Annotated in this window: 14 protein-coding genes and 1 tRNA gene; 5 read left to right on the forward strand and 10 right to left on the reverse strand. The window is 59.5% G+C overall.

The window, feature by feature from the left end; translation table 11 throughout:
• Positions 1–2: 2 nt before the first annotated feature.
• The 4 genes from trpC to SLH47_RS13630 are packed head-to-tail and all read right to left on the reverse strand — an operon-like array spanning position 3 to position 3041.
• A complete protein-coding gene (trpC, locus tag SLH47_RS13615) occupies positions 3–809 on the reverse strand; it encodes an indole-3-glycerol phosphate synthase TrpC (RefSeq protein WP_320240100.1) in 807 nt (268 codons plus the stop codon).
• Positions 806–1447 carry a uracil-DNA glycosylase gene (locus SLH47_RS13620; protein ID WP_320240101.1) on the reverse strand — a complete coding sequence of 214 codons (642 nt, stop codon included), beginning with the start codon at positions 1445–1447 and terminating at the stop codon, positions 806–808. Before SLH47_RS13620 ends, trpC begins: the two co-directional genes overlap by 4 nt.
• Complete coding sequence (gene trpD / locus SLH47_RS13625; protein ID WP_320240102.1) at positions 1447–2463, reverse strand: anthranilate phosphoribosyltransferase; 1017 nt, start codon at positions 2461–2463, stop codon at positions 1447–1449. The genes SLH47_RS13620 and trpD overlap by 1 nt, the downstream gene beginning before the upstream one ends.
• Positions 2460–3041 (reverse strand): aminodeoxychorismate/anthranilate synthase component II, encoded by a 582-nt coding sequence (locus SLH47_RS13630; RefSeq protein WP_320240103.1) that lies wholly within the window; start codon positions 3039–3041, stop codon positions 2460–2462. Before SLH47_RS13630 ends, trpD begins: the two co-directional genes overlap by 4 nt.
• Before the next feature lie 144 nt (positions 3042–3185).
• On the opposite strand from SLH47_RS13630, the gene SLH47_RS13635 reads away from it, so the two are divergent.
• A complete protein-coding gene (locus tag SLH47_RS13635) occupies positions 3186–4823 on the forward strand; it encodes a divergent polysaccharide deacetylase family protein (RefSeq protein WP_320240104.1) in 1638 nt (545 codons plus the stop codon).
• Positions 4824–4825: 2 nt separating this feature from the next.
• Here SLH47_RS13635 and trpE read toward each other — a convergent pair whose 3' ends face one another.
• Genes trpE through fabI form a run of 6 tightly spaced genes read right to left on the reverse strand, consistent with a single transcriptional unit; the run spans position 4826 to position 11373 of the window.
• A complete protein-coding gene (trpE, locus tag SLH47_RS13640; RefSeq protein ID WP_320240105.1) occupies positions 4826–6334 on the reverse strand; it encodes an anthranilate synthase component I in 1509 nt (502 codons plus the stop codon).
• Between the two features lie 7 nt (positions 6335–6341).
• Positions 6342–8240, reverse strand: a complete 1899-nt coding sequence (locus SLH47_RS13645; protein ID WP_320240106.1) for a peptidyl-prolyl cis-trans isomerase — start codon at positions 8238–8240, stop codon at positions 6342–6344.
• A gap of 3 nt (positions 8241–8243) precedes the next feature.
• Positions 8244–9446, reverse strand: coding sequence for an aminotransferase (locus tag SLH47_RS13650; RefSeq protein ID WP_320240107.1), 1203 nt, complete (start codon positions 9444–9446; stop codon positions 8244–8246).
• Positions 9418–9939 (reverse strand): xanthine phosphoribosyltransferase, encoded by a 522-nt coding sequence (gpt, locus tag SLH47_RS13655; RefSeq protein ID WP_320240108.1) that lies wholly within the window; start codon positions 9937–9939, stop codon positions 9418–9420. Before gpt ends, SLH47_RS13650 begins: the two co-directional genes overlap by 29 nt.
• Positions 9940–9950: 11 nt before the next feature.
• Entirely contained in the window at positions 9951–10562 is a 612-nt protein-coding gene (locus SLH47_RS13660) for a LysE family transporter (protein ID WP_320240109.1), read from the reverse strand.
• A gap of 4 nt (positions 10563–10566) precedes the next feature.
• Positions 10567–11373 carry an enoyl-ACP reductase FabI gene (fabI, locus tag SLH47_RS13665; RefSeq protein WP_320240110.1) on the reverse strand — a complete coding sequence of 269 codons (807 nt, stop codon included), beginning with the start codon at positions 11371–11373 and terminating at the stop codon, positions 10567–10569.
• Positions 11374–11524: 151 nt separating this feature from the next.
• Between fabI and pdxH the strand changes: the two genes are divergently transcribed.
• The 4 genes from pdxH (at position 11525) to SLH47_RS13685 (ending at position 13369) form a co-directional block, all read left to right on the forward strand.
• Entirely contained in the window at positions 11525–12130 is a 606-nt protein-coding gene (gene pdxH, locus SLH47_RS13670; RefSeq protein ID WP_320240111.1) for a pyridoxamine 5'-phosphate oxidase, read from the forward strand.
• Between the two features lie 118 nt (positions 12131–12248).
• Positions 12249–12776, forward strand: a complete 528-nt coding sequence (locus SLH47_RS13675; protein ID WP_320240112.1) for a cold shock domain-containing protein — start codon at positions 12249–12251, stop codon at positions 12774–12776.
• Positions 12773–13249, forward strand: coding sequence for a DUF192 domain-containing protein (locus tag SLH47_RS13680; RefSeq protein ID WP_320240113.1), 477 nt, complete (start codon positions 12773–12775; stop codon positions 13247–13249). Before SLH47_RS13675 ends, SLH47_RS13680 begins: the two co-directional genes overlap by 4 nt.
• Positions 13250–13292: 43 nt before the next feature.
• Positions 13293–13369, forward strand: a tRNA-Pro gene (locus tag SLH47_RS13685).
• The last annotated feature ends 555 nt before the right edge of the window (positions 13370–13924 follow it).

Below are 13924 nucleotides of genomic sequence, written 5' to 3' on the forward strand. Positions count from 1 at the left end.
GCTCACATCCCCCCTTGCGGCGGATTGGCGAGCAGGGCGCGGGTTGCAGCGGCCACATCCTCCTGCCGCATCAGGCTTTCACCAATCAGGAAAGTCCGCGCGCCGTAGCGAGCCATATCTGCGAGATCATCTGCCGTGTTCAGCCCGCTTTCGCAGACAATCGTGCGGTCGGCGGGGACAAGCTTTGACAGGGTCCGTGTCGTATCAAGCGTGGTCTCAAAGGTCTTGAGATTGCGGTTATTGATCCCCATCAGAGGTGACTTCAGAAGGCTCGCACGTTCGAGCTCCGCCGCATCATGCACTTCCAAGAGCACATCCATGCCCCATTCAAACGCCGCATCTTCCAGCTCTTGTGCCTGAGCATCGCTGACGCTCGCCATGATGATCAGAATGCAATCAGCGTGCAGCGCGCGCGCCTCGGCCACCTGATAGGTGTCATACATGAAATCCTTGCGCAGGGCGGGGAGGTCGCAGGCGCAGCGGGCGGCGGTGAGGTAACTGTCATCGCCCTGAAATGAGGGGCCATCCGTCAGAACCGAAAGGCAGGTCGCACCCCCCGCGGCATAGGCCTCAGCAAGGGCAGGCGGGTCGAAATCGGCGCGGATCAAACCTTTGGACGGGCTGGCCTTTTTGATTTCGGCAATCAGGCCATAGCCTTCGCGTGCCGCATCGGCGAGGCGTTCGGCAAACCCGCGTACCGGGGGGGCATCATGTGCACGCGCCTCGATGTCGCTCAAAGGCAGATTGGCTTTGCGGGTTGCGACCTCTTCCAGCTTGTAGGTTTTGATCTTTTCCAGAATGTCGCTCATGGGTCCGCCCAATGGATTGGCTCTTGGCCCCGATCAATAAGCCACTGGTTCACCTTTGAAAATGGCCGCGAGCCGAAAAACCCACGGTGGACCGACAGGGGTGAGGGATGGGCGGATGTGTGGATGAGATGATGTGCGGCAAGTGGTTTGGCGAATGTCCCAGCGGGGCCACCCCAGAGGAGGAAGGCGCGCGGTGCGGCGTTCAGATGGTCGAGGACCTGATTGACCAGCTTTGTCCAGCCGATCTTCGCATGGGCCTTGGGTCGCCCGGGCGGGACGGTGAGGGCAGTGTTCAGCAGGAGCACCCCCTGATTGGCCCAATCGGTCAGGTCGGTCTCGCTACGCTCCGCGCCAATATCATCCGCGATCTCTTTGAAAATATTGCCCAAACTGTCCAACCGACCGCGGAAATCCGTAGGGATTGAGAAGGCCAGCCCATCAGCTTTGCCCGGCGTGTGATACGGGTCTTGTCCGATGATCACGACCTTTGTCTGGTCCGGCGGGCAAAGCTCCAGCGCCCGAAAGGTCAGTTTTGGTGGCGGCAGGATGTCGGTGCCAACACGCTCTGCGATTGCGGGCAGATCGTCAGAAAAGAACGGTAAGTCACCCCAGGCACCGAGGCGGGAGAGGTCGAACATCACGCTGCTGAGGTAATGCGCGCCAGCGTCTCGACTGCCTGCTTCGCGTGGCCCGTATCGATGCTCTGCTTGGCGAGCGCAACGCCATCGGGCAGTGCCTCAACCTTGCCGGCCACCAAAAGGGCTGCGGCTGCGTTGAGTAATACCGCGTCGCGATAGGCGCTCTCTTGCCCGTCCAGAAGGGTGCGCAAGGCATTTGCATTCTCTTCGGGCGTGCCACCGACAATGGCGCTGAAGTCATGTGTCGGGAGGCCCGCATCCGCTGGCGTGATCTCGAACTCCCGCACGGAACCGTCCTCAATCGCTGCAACCCAGGACGTGCCGGTGATCGTCAGCTCATCCGTGCCGTCCGAACCATGGACGAGCCAAGCCTTGTCCGACCCCAGCGCAAGCAGCGTTTCGGCCATGGGCCGGATCAGATCGCGGCTGAAAGCACCGGTCAGTTGGCGTTTCACACCGGCCGGATTTGTTAGTGGACCCAATATGTTAAATATCGTTCTTGTGCCAAGTTCGGCACGCGTCGGCATCACATGTTTGATCGCCGGGTGATGCATCGGCGCCATCATGAAACCAATGCCCGCCTCGGCCAGCCCGCGTTCAACCACGTCCGGGCCAACCATGACATTGATCCCCATCTCACCTTGCACATCGGCGGTGCCTGACTTGGATGACAGGTTGCGGTTGCCGTGTTTTGCCACAGGCACGCCCGCGCCTGCCACGACAAAGGCCGTTGCCGTTGAGATATTCAGCGTGTGTTTGCCATCGCCGCCGGTGCCGACAATATCCATCGCGCCTTCGGGCGCTTTCACCGGCAGACACTTGGCACGCATGACGGCGGCGGCGGCCGCATATTCATCGACCGTTTCACCGCGTGTCCGCAAAGCCATCAGGAACCCACCGATTTGCGATGGGGTCGCGTCACCTTCAAAAAGGATCTCGAAAGCCTGCTCAGCCTCCGCACGGCTCAAGGGGCCTTCGGCTGCGGCGTGGATCAGCGGTTTGAGCGCCTCGCTCATGCGGGCACCCTTGTCAGGTCGAGGAAGTTCTGCAACAGCTTGTGACCATGTTCTGAAGCAATGCTCTCGGGATGAAACTGTACACCGTGAATGGGCAGGTCTTTATGCTGCAGGCCCATGATTGTGCCGTCCTCTAGTTCGGCTGTGATCTCAAGACTGTTGGGCAGGGTGGCACGATCAACAACCAGAGAATGGTAGCGTGTGGCGTCAAAGGGGCTTGGCAGATCGGCAAAGACGCCCTTTCCGGTGTGTTTCATCGCGCCCATCTTGCCGTGGACAATCTCGTGACAGCGGACGACCTTGCCGCCAAACGCCTCGCCGATCGCCTGATGGCCCAGACAAACGCCCATCAGCGGTGTCCTCGTCTCGGCGGCGGCGGCGACCAGCGCCAGACAGATGCCCGCCTGCGACGGATCACAAGGGCCCGGTGACAGCAAAATCGCATCCGGGCGCATCGCCATCGCTTCTTGCGTATTCAGCGCATCATTGCGCCGCACGACTACCTCTGCGCCCAATTCGCCCAGGTAATGGACCAGGTTATAGGTGAAACTGTCGTAGTTATCGATGAGCAGCAGCATGGTAAAATCCCGCGTAAAGCGAATTAGGGGCTACCGCCAAACCCATCGCTGACGGTATAAGTTGTGCTATACATGGGCCGGGACGCGATATGGCGTCAAGGTGGAACGGCGTGATCAAGCGCGTATGACAAGGTGAGTGGCAGTATGAGCGGGTATGTATCGGGCAGCTTATGGGGGCTGATACTGGGCGGTGTGGGCCTTGGCTTTGCATCACAGGTCGCCAATTTACCGGCAGGAAATGCGCCGCCGGAAACCCCGCAAGTGGCCGCGCCCCAGACCGTGGCGGAAACCTCAATCGCCGTGGTTGAAGCACCGGAACCGGCCCCCGAAGAGCCTGTCGTGGCTGTCGAGACACCGCAGGTGGAGCAGCCAGAGGTTGATGTCGCCGCGCCATTGACGGAGACGACACCGCCAGCGCCGCCCGCCGCACCTGCCGTGACAACCGAATTGGTCGTCCCCACGCCGAGTGAAGACCCGGACATCACGCGCGAGCCGGAGCCGCCGCAACTGCCGCGCGATGTCGTCACCGCGCCGGTTGCGCCTGCGCCCGAGGCAAATGTTGTGATCGCCACACAACCACCCGCGCCGGAAGTCGAGACCGAGACTGCAGAAGAGGAACCATCGGTCGTGGCCGTCGAGCCGGAAGAGCCCGTTGTTCCAACTGAAACAGTTGCGGAAGCCGTGCCTGCCGAGCCTGAAGATCAGCCAGTGCCGTCGAGTGATGTCGCGACCGCGCCCATCCAGCCAGAGGAGCCCCCAGCGCCATCAACCGACGTGGCAGATGCGCCTACCGCAACCGAATCCATCGTCCCAGTCCCAGAAACCACAGTCCCAGAGACCGTCGTCGCAGAACCCGTCGTGCCGGAGGAGGACAGCGCCCCTGCTGTGCCGCAACCTGCCGAAGTGCCGCCCGTCGCGATCGTGGCTATTCCACCGGTGGAGGAAGCGCCACAACCTGCACCTGAAATCATCGCAGTGCAGGACACAACCGAAACACCGCTGCCGCAGGTCAATACCGGTGTCCGTGTCAACCGCCCGGGCGCGGAGCCGTCCGAGACCGCAGGGCAGGAGGCGGAAGTTGTGGTTGACGATAGCGGCCTTGACGATCTGCCCGCGCTTGAACGTTATGCAACTGTGTTTGAGGCCACACCGGATGTACCGCTGATGTCGATCCTTCTGATTGATGAAGGACAAGGTGACGGTGCCGCGCAAATCGCCGCATTACCGTTTCCGGCCACCGTCGTTGTTGATGCGCTGGCAGATGACGCGACGGCGCGGATGCAGGCCTATCGCGATGCTGGCGTGGAAGTTGTGATGCAAACATCGCTTCCCGCAGGGGCGGTTCCCACGGATGTTGAGGTGGCATTTGAAGCGGCCTTTGACATTCTGCCCGAAACGGTTGCGCTGTTCTCCGGCGCGAATGGTCTTTTGCAGAGTAACCGGGCTGTCACCACGCAGGTGATCGAGGTGCTGCAATCAGAAGGGCGCGGTCTAATCGTTGTTGAACGCGGTCTCAGCAATGCAATCCGTGGCGCCGAACAGGTCGGATTGCCAGCCGCGCCGGTCTTGCGTGCGCTTGATGCCGAAGGCGCGCCTGCTATCGGACGGGCCCTTGATCAGGCCGCGTTCCGCGCGCGGCAGGCGGGGAACGGGATTATCCTGGCTGAATTGACCGACGATACGATTGCAGCACTTGCCTCATGGGGCGCCGAGAATGACGGCGCGCAGATCGCGCTCGCTCCCGTCTCAGCCATTCTGCAAGGCAGTGTTGCCGCAGAGTAAGGTCAGTTTCCGCTGCCGTTGAACATGCGTGCATCCGCTGCCGCTTTGCGGATCGCGTTAGATTTGTGCACGGTTTCCTGAAACTCGGCCTCTGCATCGCTGTCATAGACGACACCGCCGCCCGCCTGAATGTAGAGTTTTTCGTCCTTCAGCACGGCTGTGCGTAGCGCGATGCACATATCCATGTCGCCGCCCGCACTGAAATAGCCGCAGCCACCACCATAGACGCCGCGCTTTTCAGGCTCCAACTCGTCAATGATCTCCATGGCGCGGACCTTCGGCGCGCCAGAGACAGTGCCCGCAGGCATGCCCGCAAAAAACGCGCTCAACGCGTCCTGATCTTCGGCCAGTTCGCCAACTACGTTGGAAACGATATGCATCACGTGACTGTAGCGTTCGACAATGAACTTTTCGGTTGGGCGCACGGTGCCGATCTTGCTGACCTTCGCGGTATCATTCCGACCGAGATCAAGGAGCATCAGATGCTCAGCCAGTTCCTTTTCATCGGCCATCAGGCTTGCCTCATGCGCTTTGTCTTCCTCAGGGGTCGCACCACGAGGACGTGTGCCCGCGATTGGGCGGATCGTGACCTCGCTACCAAAGACGCGGACCAGGATTTCGGGGCTGGCGCCGATAACTTGAAAGCTGCCGAAGTTGAAAAAGAACATGAAGGGCGAGGGGTTGGTGCGCCGCAAGGAGCGATAAAGCGCGAAGGGCGGTTCGCGGAAATCCTGGGTCCAACGCTGAGCCGGCACGACCTGAAAGATATCGCCTGCACGAATATACTCTTTGGCCTTCTCAACCGCATCCAGATAGCCCTGATGGGTGAAGTTCGACACGGGCGGCGCCACTGGGGCAGGGTCCGCCAGACTGCGTGTCTCACTGGGCATGGGACGTTCGAGGGCGCGTTGGGCGTCCATGACGCGCTCAGCCGCCTGCGCATAAGCGGCACGGGCGGAAAGGTCAGATTTGACGTAAGCGGGGGCGACCAGAATGACGTCACCTTTTACCCCGTCCAGGACGGCAACCACCGAAGGCCGCATCATCACCGCGTCAGGCAGATCAAGCGGATCAGGGTTCATGTCAGGAAGATGTTCGATCAGCCGGATCATATCATAACCCAGATAGCCAAAAAGTCCCGCCGAGGCGGCAGGCAGATCGGCGGGCAGGTTGATCCGCGATTCGGCGAGAAGTGCCCGGAGTGCGGTCAAAGGATCATCCGACAAATCCTCAAACGCGTCGTCGTCAAAGCGCGCATTGCGGTTCACCCGTGAGTTCGTACCATGACATTCCCAGACAAGATCAGGGTTCATCCCGATGATGGAATAGCGTCCGCGCACCTCGCCGCCCGTCACGCTTTCGAGCATGAAGGCATTTTTGCCCGCGCCCGACAGCTTCAGCATCAGTGATACGGGCGTGTCGAGATCGGCGGCAATCCGGGTAAACACGATCTGGTTTTCGCCCGCATCATAGCCTTTGGCGAAATCGGCATAATCAGGCAAAAGTGGCATTTGCGACCTATCGGAACTGGGCGTTCACGGCGTTGAGGGTGGTTTCGTTGATCGTCAGCTCCGTCCGCTCCTGCAATGCGGTGGCATAGGCATCAAAGATATCCTGCGCGATGCCTTGGGCCGCCGTATCCGCCAGGGCCTCTCGCTGCGCTATGGTGCCTTCGTCAGCAGGGTCGGGCGGGCGGACATCGTCAAGCCGGACGATCAGCGCGCGGTCGGCTGCATCGATCACCCGGACCTCACCAATCGCCATTTCAAAGATCTGGTCGTTGAAATCGGGTGGGGTGCCTTCAACAAAGCTGCGCCGTGTGAGGTCGGCATCGGTTTGTGGGATCAGATCAAGGGTCGTGAAGTCGGTCAGTGCCCGAATGTCGGCAGCGATCTCTTCCGCTGTGGCGATCACCGCCTCTTGGCGCGCCTGGGCCTGCCACGCCTCGCGCACAGCGTCGCGCACTTCGTCAAGCGGCTGCAGCGTTGGCGGTGTGATCCCGTCAAGGCGCAGGGCAAAAACGCCACCATCCGCCAGATCGTGCAGCTCGGCAAAGGCACCTTCCTGCACCTGTGCAGCCTCGCGCCGGAAGGCGTCATAGGCGGCGATGCCTTCGAAAATGTCCGCCGTCCAGTTGATGGTGCCAAGCTCCATATCCGTGCGTTCGGCCAAATCCTCCATCGACGCACCGCCAGCGAGCAGATCGATGATCCCGTTTGCACTGTCATTGATGAAACCGCGCGCCGACTCGGCGGCCAGTTCCTCGCGCAGGATTGGCGTTGCCTCTTCCAGGCTCGTTTCTTGCGCTTGCAGAATGGCGTTCATCCGGAAAAGCGCGGGGCCAAGCGGGGAGTTGTAGGGGCCCACAACATCTCCCGGACCAGCGGCAAAGACGGCCTCACCAGCGCCGCGCAGGTCCTCTTCGCTGACATCGCCAAGATCGATGTCGGCAAGGGAGAGCCCGCGTTCGATGACAAGATCTTCAAAGGTTGCCTCGCCCGCATTGATGCGGCCAATCGCCTCTTCCGCACGGGCCTGATCAAGATAGACGAGCCGTTCGACAAGGCGCCGTTCCGGCTGCACAAATTCGTTGATCCGCGCCTGATACAGCGCCTCAATGCTGCTGTCGTCCACTTCCATCTGGTCCTGGATCATCGTTGGCGTGAGCCAGGCATAGGTGATGTCGCGGGTTTCGGGCAGCGTGAACGCCTCGGGGTTCGCGTCATAATAAGCTTGCTGGTCAGCTTCGGTGGCACCGGGAACGGGTGACGTCAGCGCATCTGCATTAACAACGGCCCAGGTGATGTCGCGCCGCTCGCCAATATATTGCACCAGCGCATCGGCATAGGCGTCCACGGCTGGGATGCCGCTGACAACGGCGCCCTGCAGCAAGGTGCGCGCGATCTCTTCACGAAGCCCGGTTTCAAACTCGGAGGGTGTCTGGCCTGATTGTTGCAGCGCAAGCCGGTAGGTTTCGCGATTAAAGCCGCCTGCACCCTGGAATGAGGGGATCCTTTGCAGGCGATCAAAGACGCGTTCGTCTCCGGCTGAGATGCCCAATTGTGTCGCCTCATTGTCGAGCGCGCGGGTCAGGATGATCTGTGCGAGTGCTGCCTGATCAATGCCGAAAGCCTGCGCCTGTTGCAGCGAGATGGGCTGCCCGAATTGTGCAGACAGCGCGCGCACCTGCTCGTTCAGGGCACGCTGATAGGCGGCAACGGTGATCTCCTTTTCGCCAACGGTGCCAACCGGGCGCAAATTGCCGGAAAGACCCCCGGTTCCGAACCCGGCCAAGCCGACGAGAATGACCCCGACAATGATCCATGCGCCGTACCGAGTCTTGCCTTTTTCAGCCATTTTCTGCCAATCCGCCCGTTGAGATTGCGCATGAATACGGCCACCTGCGGCGCTACGCAAGGGTCAGTAGGGCAGGTCTGACAACCTGGTGAAAAGGGTCTTGATCCCGGCGCGATCAATGTTGGCAAAAGCGATGCGGACCTGGCGGTCGCCGCCCGGTAAGTCAGATGGCATGAACATGGTGCCGGGCAGTAAAAGCACACTCGCATCGCGCACGAGCCGCTTGGCGAGTTCTGCCGATGACATCGCAAACGGGTGGGTCATGTAGGCGAAGTAGGCACCATTGCCCAGAAGCTGCCAACCCTTGGTCGAAAGCATGGGGAAGTAATCCTCAATCGCGGCACGCCGGTCCAGAATCTCGGCCCGTTCACCGGCCAACCAGTCCGAAAGGTTCCGCATGCCCCAAAGCGCCGCATGTTGGGCAAGCTGGTTCGGGCAAATGGTGACAGTGTCGAGGAACTTTTCGATCTCTGCCAGACGCGCGGCACTGGCTACCAGCGCCCCCACGCGATGTCCGGTCAGCCGGTAAGCTTTCGAGAACGAATAAAGATGGATCAGCGTGTCGGCCCAGTCGGGATCGCTGAAAAGATCATGCGGTGCGCCGTCGCGGCTATCGAAATCGCGATAGGTTTCGTCGACGATGAGCGCGATCCCGTGCCGCTTGGCGAGTTCAAAGAAGGCGCGCAAGGTGGCGGCGGGGTATTCGACGCCGCAGGGATTGTTGGGGCTGACCAGCGCAATGGCTTTGGTGTGTGGCGTAATGAGGGCCTCTGCCTGTGCAGCATCCGGGATCATACCGGGGCCCACTTGCAGGGGAATTGTTGCGACCCCCGACATATCCAGCCACATGCGGTGGTTGAAATAGTACGGGACAGGGATGATGACGGCGTCGCCCTCGGTGCAAAGCGCCGCGATAGCGGCGGCGAAGGCCTGATTGCACCCCGAAGTGATCGCCACCTGATCAGGGGCGATCGCACCCCGGTATGAGTTGCTCCACTGACGGGCCACCTCTTCACGTAAGGCGGGCAGACCCAGAACGGGGCCGTAAAGATGGCTGTCTGGCTGATTGAGAATGATATCCGCCATCGCCTCGCGCAAAGGGGGCGGTGGCGGATCTACCGGTGCAGCCTGGCTGACATTCAGGAGTGGGCGGTCTTTGGGATGTTCAACGCCAGCGAGCCAGCGCCGTGCCTCCATCACGGGTGGAGCGAAAGTGCTGGATGTGCGTGTCGTCGCGTCAGTCCCGGCCACGATAGGGCTCAACATATTGCAGGGCCATGTCCCATGGGAAAAAGATCCACGTGTCCTGGCTGACGCCGGTGATGAACGTGTCGACCTGCGGTTCGCCCTGCGGTTTGGCATAGACGGTGGCGAAATGCGCGTTCGGGTACTGGGCGCGCACCAGCTCTAGCGTCTTGCCGCTGTCCACAAGATCGTCGACGATCAGAATGCCTGTACCATCGCCCATCATCTCTGCATCTGGCGACTTCAAAACCTCAGCATCGCGGCGCTGATCGGCCTGACCGCCGCCGGAATGGTAGGATTTCACGCTGATCGTATCGACCGTACGGACGTCCAACTCACGCGCCACGATCATCGCCGGGGCCATGCCGCCGCGCGTGATCGCCACGATAGCACGCCACGCCCCATTGTCTGGGCCTTTGCCATCGAGACGCCATGCCAGCGCGCGGCTGTCGCGATGGATCTGATCCCAACTGACATGGAACCCTTTTTCATGAGGCAGGCGATTGTCGGTCATGGCTTCTGGTCCTAATTATACGCAATGCGCGCGCCCAAAAGCGCGACAATGCCGCCGAAGGCGCGGTCGATAAACGTCTTGCCGCGTTGATAGGCGCGGCGGGGTGAGGGGCGCGAAAACGCCATGCTGAGTGCTGCATACCACGCAAACTCAATGACAAAGATCACCGTGAGGATTGTCAGGGCTATCGCAAAGGTTGGGTCGGCAGGCATGATGCCCACAAAGACAGCCGCGAAATAGGCCAGTGCCTTGGGGTTCGCGAGATTTGTCAAAAGTCCCAGCCGAATAAGCTGCGCGACCCCGATAGTAGGTGCGGCACCAGGATCAGGCATGGGGGTTCTAGCATGCCGCCACATCTTCCAGCCGATCCAGATCAGGAACAGACCACCTGCAATGCGCAAGCTCGTTTGCAGGTAGGGCGCCACCTCAAAGACAATCGACAGGCCCGCGAGGGCGGCAGACGCCCAGATCAGGATAGCGCTGGCGAGCCCGAAGCTGAGCGCAAGGCCCGCTTTCACCCCCTGTGACGCGGCCGTCTTGATTGTCACCACGGCTGCGGGGCCCGGGCTGATCGCAATCAGGGCCTGCAACCCCGCCAGCGTCAATATGGCGGCCCAGGTCATTGCGCTATTCCTTTGTGATGTCGGGTGCGTCGACCGCTTTCATACCGACGACGTGATATCCTGCGTCAACGTGATGCACCTCTCCGGTGACAGCGCTGCCGAGGTCGGAAAGCAGATAAAGCGCAGACTTGCCCACCTCTTCCTGGCTGACCGTCCTGCGCAAGGGAGAGTTGTATTCGTTCCAACGCATGATCAGGCGAAAATCGCCGATCCCGGACGCGGCGAGGGTCTTGATCGTGCCCGCACTGATTGCGTTCACGCGAATGCCTTTCTTGCCCAAATCCTCTGCCAGATAGCGCACCGATGCTTCCAACGCGGCTTTCGCCACGCCCATCACATTATAATGCGGCATGACCTTTTCGGCGCCGTAATAAGTGAGTGTCAGGCAGGAGCCGCCATCGGTCATCAGCTTTTCAGCGCGCTGAACCACTGCAGTGAACGAATAGACCGAGATGTCCATGGACATTAGGAAGTTGTCGCGGCTGGTATCAACATAGCGTCCGCGCAACTCGTTCTTGTCGGAAAAACCGATGGCGTGGACGATGAAATCAAGCTTGCCCCATTTCTCTTCCAACGCGCTGAACAGTGCGTCGATTGAGGCCTCATCGCCCACGTCACATGGCAGGACGATGTCGGACCCCACAGATTCGGCCAGTGGGCCAACCCGCTTTTTCAATGCTTCGCCCTGATAGGAAAATGCCAGTTCCGCACCTGCATCAGCGCAGGCTTTGGCGATACCCCAAGCGATGGATTTATCGTTTGCCAGCCCCATGATGAGGCCGCGTTTGCCCTGCATCAATTGCCCCGTCATCGGCGTCCTTCCCCCAGTGGTCATCTATGGTTTTGAACGGTTTAGGCGATTGTCCTGCCCTCAGCAAGAGATTGAGCATCGGGGCAAAAGCGGTTGCCTGTCGCCGTGAATGACCCTAAGGCAGTTATGGGGGCATTGCTGGGGACCTGTCATGTCGGATCGTGGCGGTATATTTGCGGGTGACGACCCGTTTGTGCTTGCACGCGAATGGCTTGCCGCGGCGGCAAAAAAAGAAGTGAACGACCCAAACGCGATTGCGCTTGCGACCGTTGATGCGGATGGCATGCCGAATGTCCGCGTGGTGCTGTTGAAAGATATCGAACCGGATGCCTTTGTTTTCTACACTAACTACGAAAGCGCGAAAGGGCAGGAATTGCTGCAAAACGGTAAGGCCGCGTTTGTGATGCATACAAAGTCATTGGGGCGTCAAATCCGGGTGCGCGGTCTGGTGAGCAAGGAAGATGGGCCGATTGCCGATGCCTATTTTTCGTCCCGGTCGCTCAAGAGCCGTTTGGGTGCTTGGGCGTCCAAACAATCTCGGCCTTTGTCCTCTCGTGAGGCATTGATGGCCGACGTTGCAATGGTTACGTTAGATAAAGGGGCTGATCCGGAGCGCCCTCCGTTCTGGGGTGGTTTCCGCATCGTGCCAACCGAGATCGAGTTTTGGTCAGATGGTGCCTTTCGGTTGCATGACCGCTTTCGGTGGTCACGCGAGACGATAGACGGTACGTGGGATGTGGTGCGGCTTTCGCCATAATTTCACGCTTCGTGAAATTCAGGTGGTTGAAGTCACTGTTTTTTTCTGTTCGAGATCGTAATGTGGTAAATAAGAAGAAGGAGCGCGCCAGGACGTGGTGCCGCCCAGAGGAATGACAATGGATACGCAGGACACCAGCGAAACACGCCGGGTGCAAGGACAAGTAAAGTGGTTCGATCCCTCGAAAGGGTTTGGTTTTGTGATCGCCGACCTTGGCGGACCAGATATCTTGTTGCATGCGAATGTGCTGCGGAATTTCGGCCAGGGCTCGGTTGTTGATGGATCGACCATCGAGATCATTGTGCAGGACACCCAGCGCGGCCTGCAGGCGACCGAAGTCCTGTCAATCGTTCCACCGCAAAGTGACAGCGCGGTTCCATTGCGCGATATGGTGGAGTTTACACCTGCCGATATCGCCAAGAAACCCATCCATCCAGCACGGGTGAAGTGGTTCGACAAGGCCAAGGGCTTTGGCTTTGCGAATATCTTTGGCAATGATGAAGACGTTTTTGTGCATGTCGAAGTGCTGCGTCGTTCTGGCCTGTCTGATCTGCAGTCGGGCGAGGCGATTGGTATCCGCCTGGTCGATGGTGAACGCGGACGCATGGCGATTGAAGTCGTCGGCTGGGAGATCGCAGCCAAGTGAAGCCTGCCGTCATCGCGATTGGTCTGATCTCTATCGGGCAGCCCGCATTGGCAGCCTGTGCTGAGGACACGGTCACGATTTTCGGCGATTGGGGGCAGGCGAGCTTTACCGTTGAAATCGCCGACAGCGCGCAAGAACGCGCAAGGGGTCTGATGTTCGTTGAGGACCTTCCGACATTGTCCGGCATGCTCTTTATCTACGAGCAACCGCAGGCCGTCAGTTTCTGGATGAAGAACACATTGATTCCACTTGATATGGTCTTTATCGCACCTGACGGCGAAATACTCTCCATCCATGAAAACGCGATCCCCGGTGACCTGACACCTATTCCAGGGGGGGACGGCGTGCAGATGGTGCTTGAGGTGAATGGCGGTATGACGGGCCGTTTGGGCGTCTCGGTTGGGGATGTCATGCAGCATCCCAGCTTTGGACCCGACGCAATCCGGCCTTGTGGTGAAAAGACTGACAGTTAGGGCTTTTCAAATCAGTTTCGTGCCGCTAAAGACGGCCTCGGTCCGGGGCGTAGCGCAGTCTGGTAGCGCACCTGTTTTGGGTACAGGGGGTCGTGAGTTCGAATCTCGCCGCCCCGACCACTCTCCTTAGATAGGCATTTTGATCGACGACCATATCCCTATAGTTGTGTGTCGTCTGGCCTGTTAACCTTTGAAATCGCACGATTAATCATTGGTTAATCATTATGAAGGCGGTTCCTGTCCTGCGGATATCCTCAGACACTCTGTCAAGAATCTTTGCTAAGTGTGCGCACAAAAACAATTTCTAGTGATCCCCTTTGCCGCGCTCTTTGTGGACAAGTTCGTGGATGAATCGGTTCGGCTCGTCGGGGGCAGTTTGCTGAACGTTCGTCAACAAATTTAATCTATATTTTGTGTTAAAAACCCGTTGACCCACTAGGGTGAGTTGCGTCAGGTTGTGCGGGCCGACGGAAACAACACAACATGTAGTGTCGGCGCGGGGACGATTTCGCAGACCGGCGCAAGCCAAATCGCAATGTCTGAGCTGTCACCTGATCGTTGATCGGGACGGATGAGGGCGTTGTAGCGGGTCGGCAACATGAGTGTTTGTACCAGAGCGATGGTGCATGTGTCGAAAGAGCAAGGCGCGCACCGGCGTCAAAAAAGAAGGGGCAG

Origin of the sequence: Cognatiyoonia sp. IB215182, assembly GCF_033963905.1 — a bacterium.
Taxonomy (GTDB): Bacteria; Pseudomonadota; Alphaproteobacteria; order Rhodobacterales; family Rhodobacteraceae; genus Yoonia.

Excerpts from the sequence above, each read along its gene's own strand:
- trpC (WP_320240100.1), bottom strand. The coding sequence starts at position 809 with ATGAGCGACATTCTGGAAAAGATCAAAACCTACAAGCTGGAAGAGGTC.
- SLH47_RS13620 (WP_320240101.1), bottom strand. The coding sequence starts at position 1,447 with ATGTTCGACCTCTCCCGCCTCGGTGCCTGGGGTGACTTACCGTTCTTT.
- trpD (WP_320240102.1), bottom strand. The coding sequence starts at position 2,463 with ATGAGCGAGGCGCTCAAACCGCTGATCCACGCCGCAGCCGAAGGCCCC.
- SLH47_RS13630 (WP_320240103.1), bottom strand. The coding sequence starts at position 3,041 with ATGCTGCTGCTCATCGATAACTACGACAGTTTCACCTATAACCTGGTC.
- SLH47_RS13635 (WP_320240104.1), top strand. The coding sequence starts at position 3,186 with ATGAGCGGGTATGTATCGGGCAGCTTATGGGGGCTGATACTGGGCGGT.
- trpE (WP_320240105.1), bottom strand. The coding sequence starts at position 6,334 with ATGCCACTTTTGCCTGATTATGCCGATTTCGCCAAAGGCTATGATGCG.
- SLH47_RS13650 (WP_320240107.1), bottom strand. The coding sequence starts at position 9,446 with ATGTTGAGCCCTATCGTGGCCGGGACTGACGCGACGACACGCACATCC.
- gpt (WP_320240108.1), bottom strand. The coding sequence starts at position 9,939 with ATGACCGACAATCGCCTGCCTCATGAAAAAGGGTTCCATGTCAGTTGG.
- SLH47_RS13660 (WP_320240109.1), bottom strand. The coding sequence starts at position 10,562 with ATGACCTGGGCCGCCATATTGACGCTGGCGGGGTTGCAGGCCCTGATT.
- fabI (WP_320240110.1), bottom strand. The coding sequence starts at position 11,373 with ATGACGGGGCAATTGATGCAGGGCAAACGCGGCCTCATCATGGGGCTG.
- pdxH (WP_320240111.1), top strand. The coding sequence starts at position 11,525 with ATGTCGGATCGTGGCGGTATATTTGCGGGTGACGACCCGTTTGTGCTT.
- SLH47_RS13675 (WP_320240112.1), top strand. The coding sequence starts at position 12,249 with ATGGATACGCAGGACACCAGCGAAACACGCCGGGTGCAAGGACAAGTA.